Below are 22,698 nucleotides of genomic sequence, written 5' to 3'. Positions count from 1 at the left end.
AGTCCCAAGGTTCTCGACCGATGTGTGGTCTGTCGCCGGCCCCTCACCGCGCTCCTTTCTGGGATGTCCTTGAAATGCGTCCGACGCCTTACTAGACTTGGACGAACAGAGTTTTTTGTCCATCTTTTGTCCACCACCCGCGCCTCGATGTTTCGCGCCATTGTGAGCAAAATCGGTCCGGAAAGCCCGCCGTTCAAGGAGGGCATGTGGTCTCAATCAAAACAGTACGTGAGCACAGCTCGGATGAACTACTTCTCCGAAACGTCACCACGAGGATAAATAGCGTTCTGCCGCCGGGCTTTACCTACCTGGTTGACAGCAAGGGGCAGATTATTGAGTCTGTTCTTCGGTTTCTTCGGAAGAAATGCGCTCCAAGCGGCTATCTATTTTCCGAATCGACCTGCAGAACGTACGCGGAACACTTGTATGAATGGTTCTCGCTAGTTGAAACAGCCGGCATTCCGTGGTACTCCGCCACAAGCAACGACCTCAATGCCTACTCAACGGCCCTTCACGAGCGAGTAAGCCTTCACACCCAAAAACGGCTGAGAGCAAGAACCCGGAAGTCGCGACTTCGAACGATTGTTTCTTTCTATCGCAGCGCCTGTGACGATGGGCTAATCCATGTCGCGCCCAAGCTGGACCTATTAACTGTTCCGCGTGACGAGCAAATCGTGACTGGCGACCTTGTCGAAGCCGAACGCGCGGTCAAGGCAATAGTCGTTGCGCCATTCGAGCACGCCTCCTGCATCGCAAAAGAGCATCTCGGCTCTATCTTTTCGCGGCTGGGCCCAACTTCAAGCTCGGCAGTCGATGGCTATCGCTCCAGTTGCAGGGACAGGCTCGCATCTGAATTGGCCCTTCATACCGGAATGAGACTCGACGAGGTCACATCTCTCCGAAAAAACCAAATTCTCGCGCTCGTCCCCGCGCTGTCTCGAAACCAGCCGTGCGGACTCTATATCACCAAGACGAAACGCGGTAATCCACGAACCGTTTATTTGCCTTCGTGGCTCGTGTCAGCTTTGCAGGATTACGTTGACCACGAGCGTGCGTTCATTGTGGCGACCGCCAAATCGCGCGCCAACGCCACGTATGCTGAGCCACCCCAACTGTTCCTCAATAAGGTTGACGCGAACAAGCGTGATTTTGGCCGGAAGCTAACTCGGACTCGTTTGATGGCAGTGTTCCGCTCTGCCGTTGAGGCGGCAAATATTCTCACTGCACAGGTAGCATTTGCCTCCGGAACTGGAGCGCCTTACCTCAAGTATGAACCCGCGTACTCGTTCCACAACCTACGTCACACCTACGCGTACACCTGCTATCAGGCATTTCTGCGGGAGGGAAAGCCCCACCCTTGGAGACTTGTTCAGCATCTGCTCGGGCACAAAAACCTTCAAACGACGTTGGACACGTATTTGGCTGGAGCGGACCTTCAGGAAGCTGCTGTCTCTGATGCTTTGGTGAATACGTTTCACACGTGGAGTGACCTTGTAAATGCCACGGCCTAGGCTGCCCCTTAACGAACTGGTCAAGGACTTTCGCGACGCCCGCGAAGTGAACAACGTTCGTCAACTGAAAGACAAGCGTGACCATATCGGCGTTTGGCACGACGAGAAAGCCAATACGCTAAAAATAACCTTTCGCGAGCCGCTGAAAAAGGGGGGCTTCCAAGTTTTTGATGTATCAGACTGGCTCGCGCGGCCGTATCTCGCGATTCCATTCGCTAAGGCAATCTTTTCGCGCTTCGACGAGAGACAACCCACAACAAGATATGAAGCAAAGCAAGCCGTGAGCGCGTTCTTTTTGTTTTTGCCGCGATACGAACAGACTCGAACTACCTCGGTTGTCTACTTAAACGACATCGCCCAAGAGTGCATAGACGACTACTTGGAGTACGTTGACACACGGAAGGCTCCGGCCGGCACGCCGCTTCAACTCACGACGATATCCAATATTCGCGGGCCGCTCAGGACTGTGTTTCTGCAACTACGAAGCTTTGAATACGAAGGATACAGCCTACCCTCAGAATTAGACTTCCCCACTTTGGGTATGCGTGGTCGTAAGCAAAGCATACAACACGTTGCGCCGCTGGATGACATCACGACCATTCGCGTGGTCATCGCTTCAATCGGAGAGGTCGAACAAATAGCGTTGTCGAAGCCGATTCATGGATTCCCCGTAGACGACAAAGGACGCATCCTCGCAGACTTGCAACTCGACGAAATGCTGCGCCGCCTTGACGGTCTGGCAAAGGTCGAAGCGAAGCCGCTTTCTATGAGAGATATTGTTCCTTTTGTCCTTTTGTTAGGCCTCGCCTCCAGCTTCAACGCCTCAACGCTTGTCGGTGCACCACAGACCGCAATCCATAAGTCGCATCCGCTATACGGACTAAAACGCTGGCAAATTCAGGTAACGAAATACAAAGCAAAGCACAGAGTACAAAAGCGCTCTTTTGCGGTCGAACAATACACATGGGTCAACCCTGTTTTCCTCCTCGCTGCAACAGAGGTGTACACGCGCGCTCTCCGAAATCTTGTGGCGCCTGAAGCAGCGAATCTGCTTTTTCTAGCCGTCCACCGCGACGGACCTAGTTCACTGCATACGGTTGACGATGGAACTAAAAACGCCTTTGACAACGCACTTTCAAAATTCTGTCGCGACCACGACATTCAACCGTTCACACTCCAGCGCCTACGCCCCACAAGCAGCGATGTGGTGCATTCAATCACAGATGGGGACGTGACCGCTCAACACGCCGCGTTACAGCACTCGCGCGACGACAGAAATCTCGCTGCGGAGACGTACACGCATGTCGACGCAATCTGGCGCGACACAGAGCGTCTAGCCCAAGCCATGTTATGGCGTGAGACGTATATAAAGTCACGGGGCAAGGTTGACCCTAGAGTCGCACAGGGGGATGTAAAGCGTGCGCTTCGGGCCGCTACTCCAGGCTTTGCGTGTATCGACATATTCGACTCACCTTATCCTGGCCAACAGAAAGGCCATCCTTGTACAGCGTATTGCATGTGCCCGTCGTGCCCGATGGGTGCCGCTGACGTCTTCGACGATGTGTCGGTAGCTCGCTTGCTCCAAGTCGAGCAAAAGCTAATCGAGTGCAAGCCAATAATGCATGAAGAACGATGGATGAGCGATTACAAGCCTCAACTCGAAGAGCTAAGAAGCACGTGGTTTCCGCTAATTCGCGCAAGCGTCTTGAAGCGCGCCCAGGCGCAGAGCCTCCCTGATATTCCCGATATCGAGTGACAACCATGGCAACCGACAAAAGAGCTGCGTTGGAGACCGCTGAAGATGCCCTCTTTGACGAAACCTTTGAAGCCGACTTTCAGTTAGACGAGCAGCCAACAAAAGGCGAAGTGTGGAAATTTTTGAACGACACCGCCGGTCAAGGCGAGCATTCTAATCTGTATTGGGATTTTCCCCTCCCTGACGGCAGCCAGTTCTCCGACGCAAAGTGGAGCATTCTTTATCGCTCCATCCAAGCCGGTGTCGATGCGATGTTTGAGACGCGTGGCCATCAACGAGCAAGGCGCCCTGGCTCACTAAGCACGCTTAGCGTCTCCATGAGATATTTCGTGGGATGGATGGCCATCTTTGGCCATACGGACCTGTCGTGCATGGACGCTACTCGCTTCGATGACTATGCTCACTGGATTGAGATGACGAAATGTCGAAATACCGAAGATGGTCAGAAGTCTGTCACGGTCTTGCACGCAAGAAGTCTCCTCGCATTTCCTGCAACCCTCTTCCGCTATAACGAAGTTCTGCAGGGGCAGGGATTACCTCCAATTCCGACCATTCCGTACAGTGGTCGCAGCGTTATGGAAGTCGCGAACGATATATGTAAGCGTGCGAACGAGGGGTATCAACCCGTCCCCGATGGACTCTTCGTCCCTGCAATGAATAAGGTTGTCCAGTGGCTGGACTGTCAGATTGATGAGATTCAAGAGGCAATTGATTGTTACCTCAGGCCCTACGCACCCAAGTTTTCTGGCGCGATTAAGGCCGCAAAACGCCGCGACGAGTTAGCAAAACTCAAATTTTCGTCAGATAAAGACACGGGACAACCGTGGTTTGCAGGTTTCAACTTCTCAGCACCAATCACAGCGACTCGCCACTACACACATGGCAAGTCTCGACGCGGCCGTAAAGTCGAGCTCAATGCAGGGCACGCCATCCGACACCTCCTGAATGCGGCGCGGGACTGTTGCACTATCGCCTTGCAAGGGACAGTCGCTATGCGCATTTCTGAGATTTGTGGTCTGCAGGTTTTTGATACAAAGTCCATTAACGAGTGGCCGAGTTGCGTGACTGTAGAACGGTCTCTATCTGGGATGGACGAGCTGTTTTTCATCACTGGCACGGTATTCAAAGGCAAAGCGCCTCCTCGTCCGGGCCGATGGCTGGCAGGCACTCGCCCGGTAGGCTCCTCCGACATCCCCATCCCGATTCGTGCTCTTATGAAACTCGTACGACTGTACGCCCCGTGGAGACGCATGTCTGGACGTAGCGACTTGATTCTCGACTTCAGCAACAGGGTTGGACTCGCGAAAGAAAAAGAAAAAGTGTCACCCGTTCGAGCCGAACGCCTTAACGAAGGTCAAAAAGAGTGGATTAAAGAGTATGTAAAAGCTGGACCCGAATTCGACAACTGGGACCTGTCATCACACCAATGGCGCATGACATTTGCTCGTTTTTGTGTTCGAGTTGATAGAACTCTCCTACCTGCCATATCCCGTCACTTTCACCATATCAGCATCAAGACCACCGAACAGCACTACACCGGCGAAGATTTGGAAATTCGGTATCTCATCCGAGAGGCTGCGCTAGAACTAGCGGCAGAGCTGCTGTACGACGCGACACGTTCGAAAGGTCAGGCATCAGGTAGGCTAATGGAAGAGATTCCCGAAGTTGTCGAAGAAATGGGCCACCACGTTGATATGGACAACGCCGACGAAAGCCAAGCATTTCTTCGCGCAACCATGGAATCCGATAACACATGGGGCTGGGACATGCTGTGGTGCGGATGCCTCTTTAGACCTGAACACGCGAAGTGTCACCTCAAAGCTGCGGTGAGAAAAATAATTCCTATTGCCCCCGCCCTCGATGCGCTCGGTCCGTTTTCGTCATGCAGTCAGTGCAAAAATCAAATCGTGCTACCTCGGCATCGCCCGTTCTGGGAGGAAAGACGAAAGAAATTGATAGCCGAACGAAAAGGAAACAAGGAGAAGGGTCTATCCGACGTGGACTTCATCATCGGCTACCGCCTCGCACAATGCAACGAGATTCTCAGGCGAATTCGGAGGTCAACACCATCATGAAAGCCGAAGTGCTCGATACCGATAGCGATATGCTCAAAGATTTCAAGCACGCATACGCTCGACTTAAGGACCACAAACCTGAAAACGTCGAAAACATAGAACTCATGCGGGTTGGCAAGTTGCGCATCAACAAACTGACGCTAGCCAGAGAGGCGTGCCACAGCCGTACAAACTATCTGAAACACGACGACATACTCAAATATGCCGAAAGCAAGATAGGTTCACGGCCGCGGGTGACGCATGAAGCTCCAGATATAGAGGGCGCTAACCGTGAACTCCGTTCGCAGAACCGTTCGCTACAAAAGGATTTGGACGATATGCGCACTCAGAATGCTGAACTAATTTCCTACATCCACTTTCTCGAGAAGGAACATAAGGTTGTCGTCCGGGATACATTATCGGAAAACCCTTTCATGGGGTCCATAGCAGGTCGAGCACGAAAGAACCCTGCAGCGGTACGAGACATGAGCAAGCGAGCGAAGCTCGGCAAGAGCGGGAAAGATACCGGCTAAATCACAGAGACTTGCCCGCAAGACGTGCCTTTGAAATTGCCGAACCCTTGTTTGCAAGCACATCCGCTCGCTCATTCAGGTCATGGCCTGCGTGGCCTCGTACATGGTGGAACTTCACAGCTTTGTGTCGACGAACTGCCTCGTCAAGGAAAGCCCAATGTTCGATGTTGGCTTTCTTTCGGAATTCACCCCGCATTGTTTTGACGACGTACAACGAGTCAGTATGAACATCAACCGTTGAGCCTACCGGTAAATCATTGAGGCCGTGCGCGGCCGCCCGGATTTCGGCAATCTGGTTGGTACCGTGACCGATAGCCTCGAATCCTTCGTACACTACTTTGCCATCACTCACGACAACCCATCCGCAGCCCGACGGCCCAGGATTTTTCAACGCAGAGCCATCTGAATAAACGACAAAGTTTCCCGCCACCGTTGGCATCGTAAGGGTCGTTACGGTCTGCTCGGCAGGGCTAGACAGAAAATCCTCCTGGGCCGGGGCATCTGTAACAGGTTTGTTCTTGCCGCCTTCACGCCCACGCAACAATGACTCTACGGCGACCGTCAGCGCTCTCTCGCTCAGTCCGCCTGGCATCTGATACCAAGTCAGCGCTGCGTTAATGACGTCGCGTTCGAGTCGTTCGGTTTCGGTTTTGTTGCTACCCTGCATGGCTCACTTGTTCCTGATGGTTTCATGCCAGCACTAATCGGCTGGCGAAGCCCACTAGCTTACCATTCCCGACTTTCCAGGACGCGCAGCGTCACGGCGTGAGGGTGCTGCCGGCGGACGTCACCATCAGCGGCGGCGACTCGGTCCTCGAGAACAATCAAGCGGCGTCGAGGCCCGCGGTACGCCTCGGTCTGTCGCTGTTGAAGGGCATGAAGGATGGCGCAGCGGAGCTAATCGAAGCAGCGAGAGCCGTGAGGCAATTCGCAAGCGTTAGCGACCTCGCGAGACGCACGCAGCTCGACCGGAAAGACCTCCAGGTTCTAGCGTCAGCGAACACGCTGTCGTCGCGCTCCGGCAACCGGCGCGAGGCGCTCTGGGCGTCAGTGGCGGCAGTGCCGGACCGAGACATCCTCCGACGCGCGCGCAGACGACGAAACGCCGGTGCCCGGTGCGCCGTCGGAAGGAGAAGACATCGTCGCAGACCACAACTCGATGAGCCTCACGCTCTGCCGGCATCCGCTAACCCTTCTGCGCCCAGTGCTGCTCGAACCGCGCCTTATGCCGGCAGCGACGCTTCAAGACATACCGCAGTGGCAGGCTCGCGCGCGGTTGCGGCCTGGGCACGGTACGTCAGCGGCCGGGAACAGCAAAAGGCGAGAGGTTCGTGACCATTGAGGATGAGACGGGCAATGTGAACGTCATCCTCTGGCCATCGCTGCAGGAGAAGTTCCGGCAGGAAGCACTGGGCGCTTCACTGCTTGCGGTGTACGGAACGTGGCAATGCGAGGGCGAGGTCCGTCATCTGGTGGCGCAACGGCTTGTTGATATGTCGCATCTGCTCGGCGGGTTTACGGCTGTCAGTCGAAATTTCTGCTGAGCAGTTCCCGGATTTCCTGACAACTTGCGCTAGAGTCTAGTTCACAGTCCGGCTTTATCCCGTCATTTTTTTGTCGCGTGTCGAACCTTATATGCCGATTGACAACGAAGAAAACTTGGTCTTCTACAAGTACATGAGCGCGGCTACGGCTCACGCGGTTCTCGGAAATCAAACGCTCCGATGGTCAACTCCGGGGACGTTAAATGACCCATATGACATGCAATTCGACCTTAGATATGAGGTCGACCGCGATGTCGTACGGCGTTTGGCGTTGAATAAGCTATGGGAGGCATACTGCGGAGCGCCCGTTGCGGTGGGGAATATTTTAGGCCTTTTGATACAAGCCTTAAGGGTGCAAGTTCCCAACATGCAGCGAGCAGAGTTTGAGACTGAGCACGCGAAGGCAATCTTCGACGGCTTGGATAGACTCGAAGCTGCGTTGCCGCGGCTCAATGCAGACGTTCGAGGCCATCTCGCAACGAGCAAAATTCTATGCTTGACGGAAACTCCGGATAACTCCGTGATGTGGACTCATTATGCGGACACACACCGCGGAGTTGTCATCCGTCTACGTGACTATCCTGAACTGGATAGTCCTTATCGAACAGCCAAGCCCGTAAAGTACGTCGCTGAAGCGCCGCACCTTGTCGACGCAGAATTCTTGGCCGATATGCTGTCGGGTCGTACATCGTTTGATACGAACGCACTTTTAGAACGGCTCGTGTACACCAAATCTGCAGACTGGGCGTATGAGCGAGAGTGGCGCATCTACTCGGGAAACGGGCGGAATAAGGCTGCTGCCCACGAAGACCTGCGTTTCGGCTCGTTCGAGCTGGATGCGGTGCTCTTCGGGTTGAACACTTCAGATGAAAGTCGCTCATCGCTTACGCAACTCGTTCGGAAGTTGTATCCGCATGCGGAGTTGCTATGCGCGAAAAGGAACCCTGACGCGTTCGGCATGATTTTTACGCCCGTGGACGAATGACTCCCTAGAGCTGATGACTTAAACGGTCCATTGAAATGCCACGCGTCTATCTCGACCACAACGTTATCACCCGATTGGCAGTCGAGCGTGTATCTTCCCCTCCCGGGTCGGAATATCAGGCGATACACAGGCTTATCGACGACGGCCACATCACTTTTGTCCTATCGGCCGTAAGCCTCTACGAAATAGCTGGGTCGGAAATCGCGGCCCACGTTGCAGACTCAATTGCCTTGCTCAATGAACTACCACTCGAGTGGCTAGGCAACCCGGTCTATCTGCAAAAGCAGGAACTTAAGCGCTATGTCGCAGGGCTCCTCAGACGCCCGAGGCCACCAACATTCAATCCGTTCAGTCGGACGATGGCCCAGCTTTGGTCGACCTACGGCGCTGACAACATCGTTATGGGAGAAACGGTGGCCGATAGCATTTGGGCCTGGCATCGGGACCCATCCGCACTTCGGGAAGTTCAGCGCGCGGCTTCGGAGACACCCGACGCCATCCTCATCGGGCGCCGCGCCTTGGCGGAAGGGCTCGTTCGAGACAACCAACCACTTATCGATGCCGAATTTTATCGTGGCCGCCTTCCAGTTCGGACAGACCCGCACGTCGATTTGAGCCAAGAGAGATACGCTGGACTGCCACGTCACTTGGCTAGCCGTTCGCGCGAGATAAAGCGAGACTGCCCGGCAATAAAAACCGAGGACCTATGCCAACGCTACAGGATTGAGGCAGGCTTCCGTCCAGAAATGCAGGACGCATTGGACTTGCAGCACATAATCGGTGCAGCGGGATACTGTGAGATTTTTGTCACCGGAGACAACGACATACATGCGACCTTTCAATACATCCACTCACGCTGGGAGCGATGCCCCTGTATCGCCGTCCGCTCTCTAGTTGACATTCCAAGGTCAACTTGAAGGCCGAGCCATCATCGGCCCGACACATCTTCGCCGCTTAGGTATTTTGAACTCTCTTGACGACAATCTTGAGGACCACGAAAGTCAGGGCAGAAACATCAAAGAGGCCTGCTACCGCGAGAAGACCGATAGCCAGGTTGCCCGTCGACATCTGGGTCCGACCAATTCTAATTGGTGCCAGCCACCCAGCAACGCGCCGCACGGGAAATCGGCCAGAAGATTGTCAGAAAAGAGAAAAAACCAATCGTGCCGACGACGAGGCCCGCGGCTGCGACCAACGAACTGCCCGAAAAAGCCACAGTCGCATATTTACCGCCTGCAACAGGATAACGAACGAAGATTGATGTTCCTGTTCGAAGAACCTGTAGAGACAACGAGGCGCGCCTTAGTAAGCGCAATCGAACACGACTGGGCTTATCCACGCGCCCTCTACTGATGCTTCATCGCAAGCTTGGGTGATGGCCGTCAGGCAACCTACAACCGAGCCGTCTGGCACCAATCGCTGGGTGTCCCGCTTCCTGGGGTCGCTGTCACACCACCGGTCGCAGAGAAACCAGAAGACGAGATAAATTCCATGCCCGGCCTCCATCGCCTTCATGTAGTTATCTCGTAGCTGGACCTCGGGGGAACTCAGTAGCTCGCGATTCCAGCAACCTTTAATCTCGATAACAAGCTGGAGGACTTCATCGGACAGTCGCCGTTTGCCTGCGGTGGACACCTCGATAAGAATATCCGTCCTCTCGCCCAAGCCTTTGGGGTTGTGCGACCTCACCTGGACTTCCCTGTTCACGACCGCCCCTCGAGCCGAGAGCCGGGCCCGCAGTTCCAACGCCAACCAGTCACTCAAGCGGGGCTCATGTTTCGGTAGGCTTGGCTTTTCATCCCATAGAAAATAGACAGCAGGGAGAACCCCTCGAGCCGATATTTTGTCGTTGATTGCCTGAAGCTCCTCCATCACAACCGCATGCAGCTCAGCTTCAGTTCGAATCACGCGTCCTACCGCAAGCTTCATTACTGCAGCCAACTCGGCGGTCGCAAACGGAACCCAAGCATCTCGGTTGGATTTCTGCTCGGCCTGATGCGCGGTGTACGCAATCCAGGAATAGCCAGGATGGCGCGCGGCAATTCTCTCCAGCGCAGCAACACTCTCCGCGCTCGCCATTTCCTTCAGGGAGACTATGCAACAAGTTCTAAACTCTTGTATGTGATGACGCGGCTGCACAAAACCGCTCATTTCGAGGTCGTCAGAAACCGGAAACCTATCTTCAAGCAACTCAAACATCTGTTCAGTCATCCTCGCGTCGATAAGCAGGATGGGAAGCGGCTGACTGGCCGTTATGTGTTGATACTTTACGGCCAACGCTTCAATTGCCTTGATGTCTTTGGAGAGACTCCGCCAAACCACTTCTACGAAGTATTTCGGTTCGTGCCGAGCAATCAGTTCGAGGCAGCTCGCGCCGAAATCTGATGAAAGCTCATCCGCGTGCTCCACCCTGCCAAACAGCTCATCGACGGCGCGTTTGCTGCGCTGTTCGATGAGATACTTCACGAGGCAAAGAAATGACGCGCCCTCAAGCCCAGTAAGCAACGCCTCCAAGTTTGCTGTAAGCGACTCCATCCGCATGCCCTTGGCAAATTCTGGCATCCGCGGATAAGGACAAACGATGTTCAGCCTACAAATCTCCAGAAGCTCAGCGGAGACGGTGCCTAGGCTGTGCTCCATAGCCTTGTTCAGAAGCTCATCAATTGACTTCCGCGGCTGCTCGCCAGCGTTATAACGGGCTAGAGCGCGAACCCATCGCACTGCCAGCCCATCAATTTCGTCGTCTTCATCGCTTTCAGTCGTGAGCAGCAAAACGCACGCCGCAACGGCCGCGTCCTCCTGGTGGTTTATCACGTTGGGAGCGAGCATTTCTTCGACCGGAGGTTCGTGACGCAGAAACGCACGCGCCGCGGTGACTAACCTGCTCCTTGTAACGTCATCAAGCACTTTCCAAAGCGGCGAGGCCGTAACCTCAAGCGCCGGCATCAAGAATCCTTCGAAATCGTCGGCATAGCGGAGATGTGAAACCATGTTTCGCCAATGGCCTGGGATTCCACCTTCCGATGAGGCGAGAGAAGTCATCAGCAAATCGATGGACTTCGGTCTCTGCTTCTCTACTGGTTGCTTACCGTTTCGCTTGGACATCGAGTGATAACGCTTGAGCGTGGCTGCCTGTTCAGATTGCAGCTCGATTGCCTCAAGCGATTGACCGAGCACGCGTCGCAGTAACGGGTCGGGCCGGTCTGCATGTGGGCCAGCAACATCCAAGACCCAATCGCGAAAAAATGCATTGGCCTCAGTAGGGAAATAAGTGAAGGTGTGAGCCAGAATCTCCTTCGCCCGCGCCGAAGTCGGTTGCCGCCCGTAGAGCTCAGTCAAGAACGGGCCGTCCTCATATTTAATTAGACCGGTTCCGTGCAATAGAGTAGACGCTGCCATCCTCGCGTCCCCGCCTGCGCTAGTCAGCAACGCAACGAACATCTTTTGTCTGCGCTCGTCCAAACCGTCCAGGCCTAAAGCGTCGTTGAATGAACGCGTACTCCGGGACGAAGAAAGCTTGTGATGTTGGGATAGCGCGAGCCAAGCTATCTCTCCGAACTCAGACCAGTAGAGATTCGATTCAACTACCGCTAATGCAGCCTTTGAGAAGATATGGAAGACGACGTCGTCCCATGAATACTCGAGCGAGTCCGCTCCCAGTTGGTTTCGCAACCATGCGATGATAGGTCGCACATCTTCAGAACACACAGTCATGTTCTCGAAGCGCCTTAATGCGTGGGCATAGGCTCCTGAGTACATGGACCGCTTCTCTGCGGTCAAGACATCGACAAGACTGCCTGCGGACATTCCTCGGTCAATGGCGCAATGTAGGGCGATGCCCTTCATCTCATCTTCTATGTCCTCGGGGTTCTCTCCGCTCATAAGGGTCAGCAACCCGACTTTCATTTCGTCTGCGGCGGAATTGCGTATGGCATTCGCAGCATTCTGCCGGACTTCGTAGTTCTCTGCCCTGTCCAACGAGATGGTCAACAGTTCTGGCAGCTCGGCGACCAGATTGCATGCGGCTGCTACGTCACTTGCGAACTGCCGTACGGCAGGCACCCTCTGTCTGTCCAGAAGAATCGCTCTGAGCTTTTCCAACAATAGCTTGTGAGCCAGTTTTCCATATGAGCGAATCAGTCGATACTCGTAGATAGGAAACTTGTGCTTTTCGGCCAGGAGCACGATTTCATCAAAGATTTCTCCGACAGCAACTTCGTCGTCGGTCAACACACTTCCATCAAACAGCAGTGAAGGGTCGGCCTTTAATACGAATTCGCGCAACTGCCGGTCGGAGTGTGTCATCCAGGCAGCCAACTGCTGAAGTTGCGGCGTCAGGGTCTCGGTCGTCCCAGGCAGCGTCAACAAGCGCATCGCTTCGGGCGCGCTGAGGTCCAGCGATGATAAAAAGTGCGCGGCGAGAAATTCGGCATACGTTCGATGAGCGAATGCGAAGCCGTCATCATCCCGGGTCACGAAGAGCGCAGATTCAAAGACCTCCAGACACTGCTGCCTGTCAGGACGCCAGGACGCTTCGCCCCTAGAAAGCGGGAATGTTGCGATTGCATCGACGCCGATGCCCACAGAAGCGCTGCTTTGATATGCGGTGTCTGAATAAGTCGAAAAATCCGTCTTATTGGTCAGTAGCACAATCGCAGCCAACAGACCTGCCAACTGCATCCGCTCACGGACGTCAGGAAGACCGAGGTTTCCATCCGCTAGTCGCCTCTTGGAGGGACGTAGAAGAGCAGCACACCCGTTTTCGTACAAAGCCCAGCGACTCGCCGAGAATGCTCGTCCTTCTTTCGATTGAGCAAGCAAGAAATTCAGACCCAGAGGATGCAGTGCAAGTCCATGCGCACCGGCGGTGTCCAGTGCCGCGAAAAACTCTTCCGGTTTGATTTCATATTCTTTGAGGCGGGCGGAAACGAACTCCCGAGAGTGGGGAGCGATGTCAAAGACCTTGACATCATTTTTGTCGCTCCACTGAGAGCGGAGAACTTCTTCTAAAGACTCCGGCCAAGCCGAGGTGCGACATGAAATCACCAGCCGCAGATTCGTGTTGGCCGCGTCGAGAAGAGCCTCCTGAATCACTGTTTCAGCCCTCTTGATGTTCACTCGGCATTCGTCCAATGCATCGAGCATAAGAAGCGGCTGACCGTCTGAGTCCGCGCACCGACTCAACATTCGGCCGAGTGCTGTTGCAAGCGTCAGTGCATCGCCATACTGGCCGAGGTCCAGCGAGAGCACCACTCCATTGCGTGCTTCCTTGGCAAGGGACCCCAATAGGTTGGACTCAAACGATTTCCCTGAGCCAGGCTCGCCCAAGAGAACCGTAACCGTGGACTTGGTCACCAGTTCGCGCGTCGGGACCAGATTCGTGTTGAACCTGGGCGGCCATTTCGTATCCGCATCGGCGAGATAACCCATATCGTCAACTAGAACCGCCTCCCCATGTGGCGCCCAATACCTTTGATGGCTCGAACTTGCTGACAACGTACGCCCCGCTGAATGTTTAACTTGCCTTGGATGAACCTTTGCCAGCGATGATTGTAAAGCGGTAGAAGGAAATCTTGGCGCGTGCATCGAGATGATGTTTCCGCGGTGCACATGACTCGGCAACCGGGAGTTCTCGACCAACTCAGCTGTTGCCGTCTCTCGCCAACGGTGTAGACTCAACACTAGCTACTTTCGCAAGTGGGCCCGCGCTGGGCAAGTTGGTCCGACTTCGACTGCGCATCCTCTATTCATGGTGACTTCGAACGTCGGCATGGGGCTTAACCGGACTCCCCGCTGACATCTCAAGGTCCCCATGTCCATCAAGACCCTAATAGACGACATTCGTGTTCGCGCCGATAACTCCGGTGCTAAATTTCCCATGTCACGCGCGCGCAACCTCATCGCGCGCCTTCTTTTTGGCCGAAGCTATAGCGCCTCCATTGCCGCCGAGCGGGCCGGCAGCTGGGCACGGCCAGACTTAGTGGCTTCGCGCACTGAAAAACTTCGCGAGAAACACGGTCCGAAGGTTGACGTCATCGTCGACATCGCCGTTGGGCTATTGGGTCAATATATGAGCTCGCTCGAGATTTCGAGAGTTTCAGAAAAATTTCGGCTAGGGCATCCGGGCCTAGTACGCTTGGTTGAAACCAAGCTTGGAACATGCCCGGACTTCGAATCCATCGCACGACAACTTGGTCATACCCAAGTCAACTCGACATCGCGATACCTTTGCTATGGGGCGAGCCCTTGTCTGTCGTGCGGAACGGATGTTGTTGACAAACAAGCTAGCGACCTGCATTGAAACTTCGCGGGCGAATACCAGGCAACATAGCTCGAGATATGGAGCCTCACGAGCGAGCGCATCGAGCCGCGCCTGACTGACTGCTTCATGCAGCGAGCCTGTGCTCGTAGTACGGCCGGTCCTTGTCATCGAGGATAGCGTACATCGCGTCCAGACTTGATACAGTCGGGTTGAGCCACGTTTCAATGTTCTCGGGCTTGATGGGGATGATGCACCGTTCGTGGCCGACCGCTTCTATCTCGGGCGGAGGGTCATCCGTGATGGCCGCAAACGACAGCAGGTCAGGCTCCCCGGGTTTGGTCCATCGCGACCAGAGGCAGGCGACGTGCATCAGCTGCCGGTTGCTCGGACGAAACTCGAGCACAACGTTCTCATCCTTCTCATGCGTCTCCAGCACCGTGCCTTCCATCTTCGCCTTCTTCACGTTCTCGTAGAAGACCTCGACGAGCATCGCGCCATGCGTGTGGCCGAAGCACGGCTTCCAGAATCCCTCCAGATTGTCCAGGCGCGCGTTATAGGTGCCTGGGAATTTCACATCGTAGTTCGCGGGCTTGCCCGCAATCCGGCACTGGTATCGCATCGGCCTGACCACGTATTCGCCGTTCTCCATCACGAGCACCGGCGCGTAGGTGCCGGGAAAGATGCGCGAGTCCCACGGCTTCGATTCGGTCCGGTTGACGTCTTCGATGCGGCGTAGCACGGCCTCGATTTTGTCGGTGGCAATGCGCCGGCTTTCCGTTGCAGCCTTCGTCACCTTCGCTTCCAGCTTGCGCTCGGCTTCCGTCAGGCGGGTGCGCTGCTTGAATAGGTCCTGCTCGAGTTTCGTCTTCTGCTCGGTGCGCGTCTTTTCGATGAGCTGCCAAATCTCACGCTCACCATCGTTCTGCGGGTCGCGGAAGGCATCGTCGAGCGCCTTCGGCGTCTTCACACTGCGCCCTTCCGCCTGAAGGAAGTAGAGACGCGCAAACTCGGCGATGTCCATGTGCGCGCCGAACATCCGAACGTACCGGCGATAGTCCGCCAAGATTTGAGCCGAATAGCACATGCGTCATCTCCGTTGACTGCACCGAATGTCAGTTCCAATGCATGACCCGTCGCATCCGCGGCAGAAATGCCGGTCCCGCACGCTGTCGTCGACTCGCCAGCAGTTCACTGCACCGGCAGCCTTAGTGCCCACCACTGGCCATTCTCGCTCGCGAAGAACGTCGGCTCGCCCGCTCTGCCGCGAGCGACTGCCTCATCCATGGTCGCATCCCCAAACGCGCAGCGCAATTCGGCCACGAACGCCGCAATCTCCGGCATCGGGTGCTTTCGCACAGACATGTCCATTGGTGTCTCCGGTAGCGCCCCAAAAAGGGACACTTCACAAACGCAATTTTTAAGATACGATACTGTACATCCATACAGTATTTCGCACCATGGCCGCCTTGCCCCAACACGTCGAGTCGATTCACCCAGCGCTGTGGCGCGGGGCGCAGCTCGCGCGTGCCCATGGCAGGACAGTCGATACGGGCTACGCGGCCCTGTCGGCCGAACTGCCGGGCGGCGGCTGGCCATTAGGCGCACTGGTGGAACTGCTGGTCCAGCAGCCAGGGATTGGAGAGATGCGTCTTCTGAAGCCGGCGCTCACGGAGATGAGCACGCGACCAATTGTGCTGCTGCAACCGCCGCATGTTCCCAACTCGCTGGCGTTCTCGTATCTCGGTTTGCCGATAGACCGGCTGATGAGATTGCGGGCACCGAAGACGGCAGACGCGCTCTGGTGCGCGGAGCGTGTGCTTCAGGCGAAGAGTTGCGGCGCGCTCATCCTCTGGCAGCAGCACATCCGAACGGAGGCGCTGCGGCGATTACACCTGGCGGCGCAGGCGTCGGAAACAATGCTTGTACTAATCCGGCCTCTGGCCAGCGCGCAGGATGCCTCACCCGCCACGCTGCGGCTTGCCGTCAGACCGGCTAACGGCGGCCTCGTCGTCGATGTCGTCAAGCGACGAGGCCCAACGCGAACCGAAACACTGTCCATCACCCTGCAACCCTCACCGATTACGCTCAGCCCCTATGGCCGTGTTCGTCGCCATCTTCCTGCCCCGGCTTTCGCTGGAGGTGTTCCGTCCGAGGTGGTCACCTCGGACTGAGCACGGGTGCGTCGTGCTCGAGCGTGACAAGGTCGTGGTGATGGATTCGATGGCGCGGGAAGCCGGCGTGCTGCCGGAAATGAAACGGGGCGGCGTCACCACGCTATCGCCCGACGCCTTGATGTACGACAGGAGCGTCGAGCGAGAGCGCAATATGCAGCGCGAGGTCGCGTTTGGTCTGCTGCGCTTCTCGCCGCAGGTCGTGGTCTGCGACGAGGAAACCATCGTCATGGACGTGACGGCCAGCCTGCGTCTCTTCGGCGGCATCCGGCGCGTATGCGCACTGATGCGTGATGTCGTGAAAGCAGTTGGCGTGACCGTGCGCATGAGCGTGGCGCCGACCGGTCAAGGTGCCTGGCTGCTCGCAAAGCGCGGTCGATGCCGCGTGCTCAAGATGCCGTCGCTTGAGCGAAATCTCAACGCGCTCCCATTCACGGTCGTGCAGGAACTGCGCGCATTCGCCGACTGGTTTCAAGGACTTGGCTGTCGAGTGTTGGGAGACATCCGTCGCCTGCCGCGCGCCGGGCTAAAGAAGCGTTGCGGCGTGGATTTGCTTGATGCGCTCGACCGTGCCTACGGTCTGTCGCCCGAGCTCTTTCAATGGCTGAAAGTGCCGCCCACCTTCAGTGCTCGAACCGAACTTCCCGACCGGGTCGAGCACGCCGATGCAATACTGTTTTCGGCGCGTCGCCTCATCGTCCAGATGTGCGGCTGGCTGAGCGCACAACAGCTTGCGCTGACCCACGCGACCGTGTCGCTCGAACATGAGCGCGGGCGCGAAGCCATCGAACCGACCGTCCTCGAAATCGCACTCGCCGAGCCGACGTGGCACGAGGAACATCTTGTCCGGCTGCTTAAGGAACGCCTGGGGCGCACCGAATTGTCCGCTGCGGTGCTCGCAGTTCGCCTGACAGCATCCAGTGTGCAGCCCACCGAGCCGCCAAGCGACTCGCTGTTTCCCGACCCGGGTGGGTCGGCTGAAGACCACAACCGTCTCATCGAGCTGTTGGTTGCGCGACTCGGCGCCGAGAACGTGGAGCGCGCAGCACCCACGTCTGACCACAGGCCGGAGATGGCGAACCGCTGGGTGCCCATCCAGAACGACGCGAAGATGCAGGTGCCACCGCCTGACTTGCCACGACCGACCTGGCTCCTTCAGGAACCCATCAAGCTCATGATGAAGAACCATCGACCGTTTTATGGCTCGCCGCTCAAGCTCGTCTCGATGGGTGAGCGCATTGAGGCTGGATGGCATGACAGTGAAGCAGTCACGCGCGACTACTACGTCGCTGAAGCGGCCGACAAAAGCTGCTACTGGATTTATCGTGAACGCCCGGGCGTGAAGACTGAAGAAGTCCGCTGGTTCCTCCATGGCCTATTCGGGTAACACGATTCTGTCATGGATTTTTCTTCGTCAATGCTTCCGGACTATGCGGAGCTTTTTGCATTCAGCAACTTCTCGTTTCTTCGTGGCGCTTCACACGGAGAAGAGCTGGTGCAACGCGCCTCCCAGCTCGGATATTCGGGCCTCGCAATAACGGATGAGTGTTCGCTCGCCGGCGTCGTGCGCGCACATGTCGAGGCGAAGAAAGAAAAGCTTCCGCTTGTCATCGGGTCGTACTTCCAGCTCGTCAACGCGGACAGGACACCGGCCTTTGGCCTCATCCTGCTGGCGCAGAATCGGGACGGTTATGGCAATCTGTCCGAGCTCATCACGCTGGGACGTATGCGTGCGACGAAGGGCGAATATTTGCTGACGCCGAACGACATCTCGAAGCCGGAGAAAGGCTACGCGCACCTGAGAGGCATGCCGGACTGCCTCGCGATTCTGGTGCCGGATTTTCCCGCGAAAGAAGACGTGCTCGCGGCCCAGCTCGAATGGATGAATGATGTCTTTGCCGGCCGCGAATGGGTCGGGCTCATCATGCATCAGCGCGCCATGGACGACATTCATCGCGGCATCGTCCAACATGTGGCCGACCAGTATTGCGTTCCCGTGGTCGCGACCGGCAATGTCGTCATGCACATCCGCTCAAGGAAGCCACTGCAGGACACGATGACTGCAATCCGGCTGCGGAAGACCGTTGCGGAATGCGGATACGACCTCGCGCCTAATGCCGAAGGACATCTGCGCTCGCGATTCCGGTTGGGCAACCTGTATCCGACTCACGCGCTTTCGGAGACGCTCAATATTTTGGAGCGGTGCCATTTCTCGCTCGACGAGCTCCGCTACGAGTATCCGGACGAGCTTGTGCCAGATGGCTTCACTCACGAAGCGTATTTGCGACAGGAAACCTACATCGGTGCGCACCGGCGCTATCCCAATGGCATACCTCACAACGTGCAAGAGCAAATCGAGTACGAACTGCAACTCATCCACGAACTGCAGTACGAAGCCTACTTCCTCACGGTCTACGACATCGTGCGCTTTGCGCGCAGCCAGCACATCCTGTGTCAGGGGCGCGGGTCGGCTGCAAATAGTGCGGTCTGCTACTGCCTCGGCGTGACGGAGGTTGACCCGTCGCGCGGCAACATGCTGTTCGAGCGATTCATCAGCAAGGAACGCGGTGAGCCGCCCGACATCGACGTGGACTTCGAGCACCAGCGTCGCGAGGAAGTCATCCAGTACATCTACCGAAAGTACGGGCGTGACCGCGCTGCTATTGCCGCAGCGGTGTCGACGTACCGGCCACGCGGCGCTCTGCGCGAAAGCGGCAAGGCCCTCGGCATCGACCCGCAGATTGTGGACAAGGTCGCGAAGTCGCACCAGTGGTTCGACCATTCGGCCGACCTGCTCCAGCGCTTCGCAGAGTCGGGGCTTGACCCGGAGAATCCTCTCATTGGTTTGTGGGCGAAGCTGGCCGCCCAGATTCTCAACTTCCCACGCCACCTCTCGCAGCACTCTGGTGGCTTTGTTATCAGCCGGGGCAAGCTGACGCGCCTAGTGCCGGTCGAGAACGCAGCCATGGCGGACCGGTCGGCAATCCAGTGGGACAAGGACGACCTCGAGGCGCTCGGGCTTCTGAAAATCGATGTTCTCGCTCTCGGTATGCTGTCGGCAATCCGGCGCACGCTCGACATCGTTTCGGAGCAACGTGGCGAGCGGTTCGAGATGCAGGACATTCCTCCCGAAGACGAAGCGACATACAAGATGATTTCGCGCGCCGATACGGTAGGCGTGTTCCAGATTGAGTCGCGTGCCCAGATGAGCATGCTGCCGCGCATGAAGCCGCGCGAATTCTACGACCTCGTCATCGAGGTCGCCATCGTGCGCCCTGGCCCGATTCAGGGCGGCGCCGTGCATCCGTACCTGCGCCGTCGGCAGGGGCTTGAGCCAGTGACGTATCCAAGCGATGCGCTGAAGGTTGCGCTCGGGCGAACGTTGGGCGTGCCCATCTTCCAGGAGCAGGTGATGCAGGTTGCCATCCTGGCTGCCGGCTTTACACCAGGCGAAGCGGACCAGTTGCGCCGCGCGATGGCCGCATGGAAGCGCAAAGGCGGCCTCGACAAATACTACGACCGCATCGTCAACGGCATGACGGAGCGCGGTTACACGAAAGACTTCGCCGAATCCATCTTCCAGCAGATTCATGGCTTCGGCGAATACGGCTTCCCGGAAAGTCATGCGGCAAGCTTCGCGCTGCTCGTGTATGCGAGCAGCTGGCTGAAATGCCATGAGCCGGAGGCATTCCTTGCCGCGATGCTCAACAGCATGCCGCTCGGTTTCTACTCCGCGTCGCAGCTCATCCAGGACGCGCAGCGTCACGGCGTGAAGGTGCTGCCGGCTGACGTCACCATCAGCAACTGGGATTCGGTCCTTGAGCGTCACGACTCTCAATCGAGGCCAGCAGTACGCCTTGGCCTGTCGCTGCTGAAGGGCATGAAGGACGGCGCCGCCGAACGCATTGAAGCCGCGAGAGCCGTGAGACAGTTTTCTAGCGTCAGTGACCTCGCGAGACGCGCGCAACTTGACCGAAAAGACCTTCAGGTGCTCGCGGCAGCGAACTCGCTGTCGCTACTGGCAGGCAACCGACGCGAAGCACTCTGGGCGTCCATCGCCGCGGTGCCCGACCGCGACATCCTCGCCGATGCGCGCGTGGATGATGAAACGCCTGTACTCGGCGCGCCGTCGGAAGGCGAAGACATCGTCGCCGACTACAACTCAATGAGTCTCACGCTCGGCCGCCATCCGCTTTCGCTGCTGCGGCCGGTGCTGCTCGAACAACGTCTTGTGCCGGCAGCAACGCTCATGACCTATCGCAATGGACGGCTCGCGCGCGGTTGCGGGCTGGTCACTGTACGCCAGCGACCAGGGACGGCAAAGGGCGTGATGTTTGTCACCCTTGAGGATGAAACGGGAAACGTGAACGTCATCATCTGGCCGTCCCTGCAGGAGAAATTCCGGCAGGAAGCGCTGGGGGCATCCCTGCTTGCGGTGTACGGAACGTGGCAATGCGAGGGCGAGGTGCGCCACCTGGTCGCGCAGATGCTCGTCGATATGTCACACCTGCTCGGTGGCCTCACGACGGTCAGTCGAAACTTCTGCTGAGTAAGCTGCTCCGACATTGAGCGCGTCCTCCATTGACTCATCGGAGTTTGGCAAGGTATCGACGGGCAGTTTCGCAGACATGGATAGCTCGCATTACTTTCGACATTGTCGTGACACCTTTATGCGCCGACTTTGACCGGACATTTACCGGAAACCGCCCCCAAATCACTGTCGTTCAGCAACATTGGATTAGGTAACAGAAGAATCTTTTCGAGAATCTCGTTTGGTTCATACGTTTTTTCGGCCACAAAGGCGAGAAAATGAATGCGTTGCTGCAAATGCGGTGCGGCTCCACCTAGGCATTCTGGCTCGTATAACCCGCGAATCGGTTGCCACTGTCCCTTGTGCAGCCAGCAGTGGACCAATTCACGCGGCACGCGATTCGGGCCGTATGCAATTTGGCTGTAATCCCAAGCGTCGCCCCCGTTCAAATATGCTCGCATATCAACCAAGATGACGTGAATCCGGCCGTCAGGCACCGGAAATTTGATGACTTGGTGCCCGTCGAAAACTTTCGCGCCTATCTTCTGCTGGGCCAGCAACATCTCGCCCTCTTCGCTTTCTTTGTTTTCTTCGGCGGTGTTTTCCGAGTTCGGCGAACGGAGGAACTGCGATACGAAGGGACCGTCCTCGACAGTAGCCCTCTTGACGGCCTCACTGGGTCTGATGCTAGTAAGCTCAAACAGCCAATCAGTTTTTCCTGGCACACGGAAGTCGATGACCGTATCACGAACACCTGCACGGAACTCATATTCTGGCGTCAACCCTTGCATGTGAAGGGCATGAGCAAATCGGGCCTCAAACAACAAGGGCATGTTATCGCTGACGAGTCCACCGTCTCGGTCAATACGCTCAACGAGCGGCCTCGACCATGGCACCGAGGACAGTTCGGACAACACACGCTCCATTGCCCGTGCTTCGCGCTCACTCAATGCTTCACCCCACATCACAACCTCCCTCATGTTCCGTTGGTTGTCCGGTCGCAGAACATCGGCAGACACAGCGATTTTCCGCGAAATCTGCGCGCAAACCTAAAGGCTAATCGTTCTGGAACTCGCCTGCTGCACTAAGGGAAGCAAAAAGAGATGCTTTGCTTCCCTATAGTGCAGCAAACCTCGTGGGACCTCCATTCTCGCTGCTCGTCTCTCCGCTCCAAAGAATATTTTCAGGCAAATCTCCCTTAGGCGCAGCCAGGTTTCCGAGCGCGTCCTTCCGATGCGAAATCATCACCCCTGTATCGCGGTATACATAGTGCTGCCCGTTCCGCGGTGCAGCCGCGCGACTGGTCGGACATCAACGGCAGCGGTCTCGGGACAGCCGGTACTGTGGGATA

Annotated in this window: 13 protein-coding genes and 2 pseudogenes; 10 read left to right on the top strand and 5 right to left on the bottom strand. The window is 56.6% G+C overall.

What is annotated here, in order from left to right; all coding sequences use genetic code 11:
- The first annotated feature begins 206 nt into the window (after window positions 1–206).
- The 4 genes from B0G71_RS03610 to B0G71_RS03595 are packed head-to-tail and all read left to right on the top strand — an operon-like array spanning window position 207 to window position 5,854.
- On the top strand, window positions 207–1,511 hold the full coding sequence (locus B0G71_RS03610; RefSeq protein WP_116139801.1) for a tyrosine-type recombinase/integrase: 1,305 nt from the start codon (window positions 207–209) through the stop codon (window positions 1,509–1,511).
- Complete coding sequence (locus B0G71_RS03605) at window positions 1,498–3,267, top strand: hypothetical protein (RefSeq protein WP_116139799.1); 1,770 nt, start codon at window positions 1,498–1,500, stop codon at window positions 3,265–3,267. The genes B0G71_RS03610 and B0G71_RS03605 overlap by 14 nt, the downstream gene beginning before the upstream one ends.
- Before the next feature lie 5 nt (window positions 3,268–3,272).
- Entirely contained in the window at window positions 3,273–5,342 is a 2,070-nt protein-coding gene (locus tag B0G71_RS03600; RefSeq protein WP_116139797.1) for a site-specific integrase, read from the top strand.
- Window positions 5,339–5,854 carry a hypothetical protein gene (locus tag B0G71_RS03595; protein WP_116139795.1) on the top strand — a complete coding sequence of 172 codons (516 nt, stop codon included), beginning with the start codon at window positions 5,339–5,341 and terminating at the stop codon, window positions 5,852–5,854. The genes B0G71_RS03600 and B0G71_RS03595 overlap by 4 nt, the downstream gene beginning before the upstream one ends.
- Window position 5,855: 1 nt before the next feature.
- Here B0G71_RS03595 and B0G71_RS03590 read toward each other — a convergent pair whose 3' ends face one another.
- Window positions 5,856–6,521: a ribonuclease HI gene (locus B0G71_RS03590; RefSeq protein WP_116139794.1), complete on the bottom strand. Its 666-nt coding sequence runs from the start codon at window positions 6,519–6,521 to the stop codon at window positions 5,856–5,858.
- 62 nt (window positions 6,522–6,583) lie between these two features.
- On the opposite strand from B0G71_RS03590, the pseudogene B0G71_RS03585 reads away from it, so the two are divergent.
- Window positions 6,584–7,398, top strand: a pseudogene (locus B0G71_RS03585) (error-prone DNA polymerase); the annotation flags it as partial.
- 91 nt (window positions 7,399–7,489) lie between these two features.
- Window positions 7,490–8,383, top strand: a complete 894-nt coding sequence (locus B0G71_RS03580; RefSeq protein ID WP_116139792.1) for a DUF2971 domain-containing protein — start codon at window positions 7,490–7,492, stop codon at window positions 8,381–8,383.
- Window positions 8,384–9,685: 1,302 nt separating this feature from the next.
- Here B0G71_RS03580 and B0G71_RS03570 read toward each other — a convergent pair.
- On the bottom strand, window positions 9,686–13,813 hold the full coding sequence (locus tag B0G71_RS03570; RefSeq protein WP_116139788.1) for an NACHT domain-containing NTPase: 4,128 nt from the start codon (window positions 13,811–13,813) through the stop codon (window positions 9,686–9,688).
- Between the two features lie 382 nt (window positions 13,814–14,195).
- Here B0G71_RS03570 and B0G71_RS40875 point away from each other — a divergent pair, with 382 nt between their 5' ends.
- The gene (locus B0G71_RS40875) at window positions 14,196–14,684 is read left to right on the top strand and encodes a hypothetical protein (protein WP_147308647.1); all 489 of its coding nucleotides are present in this window, start codon (window positions 14,196–14,198) and stop codon (window positions 14,682–14,684) included.
- Between the two features lie 85 nt (window positions 14,685–14,769).
- On the opposite strand, the gene B0G71_RS03565 is transcribed toward B0G71_RS40875, so the two are convergent.
- Entirely contained in the window at window positions 14,770–15,729 is a 960-nt protein-coding gene (locus tag B0G71_RS03565) for an SOS response-associated peptidase family protein (protein ID WP_116139786.1), read from the bottom strand.
- 3 nt (window positions 15,730–15,732) lie between these two features.
- Window positions 15,733–16,013, bottom strand: a pseudogene (locus B0G71_RS03560) (hypothetical protein).
- Window positions 16,014–16,102: 89 nt separating this feature from the next.
- On the opposite strand from B0G71_RS03560, the gene imuA reads away from it, so the two are divergent.
- From imuA to B0G71_RS03545, 3 genes are read left to right on the top strand one after another with little or no spacing between them, the layout of a single operon-like run.
- Window positions 16,103–16,816 carry a translesion DNA synthesis-associated protein ImuA gene (imuA, locus tag B0G71_RS03555; protein ID WP_116139784.1) on the top strand — a complete coding sequence of 238 codons (714 nt, stop codon included), beginning with the start codon at window positions 16,103–16,105 and terminating at the stop codon, window positions 16,814–16,816.
- Entirely contained in the window at window positions 16,740–18,203 is a 1,464-nt protein-coding gene (locus B0G71_RS03550; RefSeq protein ID WP_116139782.1) for a DNA polymerase Y family protein, read from the top strand. Before imuA ends, B0G71_RS03550 begins: the two co-directional genes overlap by 77 nt.
- A 12-nt stretch (window positions 18,204–18,215) precedes the next feature.
- Window positions 18,216–21,365: an error-prone DNA polymerase gene (locus tag B0G71_RS03545; RefSeq protein ID WP_116139780.1), complete on the top strand. Its 3,150-nt coding sequence runs from the start codon at window positions 18,216–18,218 to the stop codon at window positions 21,363–21,365.
- 119 nt (window positions 21,366–21,484) lie between these two features.
- Here B0G71_RS03545 and B0G71_RS03540 read toward each other — a convergent pair whose 3' ends face one another.
- On the bottom strand, window positions 21,485–22,312 hold the full coding sequence (locus tag B0G71_RS03540; protein WP_147308646.1) for a hypothetical protein: 828 nt from the start codon (window positions 22,310–22,312) through the stop codon (window positions 21,485–21,487).
- Window positions 22,313–22,698: the final 386 nt, after the last annotated feature.

This window comes from Paraburkholderia sp. BL27I4N3 (assembly GCF_003386115.1).
Classification (GTDB): Bacteria; Pseudomonadota; Gammaproteobacteria; order Burkholderiales; family Burkholderiaceae; genus Paraburkholderia.
Note: the sequence above shows the minus strand (reverse complement) of the source record. Positions and strands in the feature narration are given on the sequence as shown.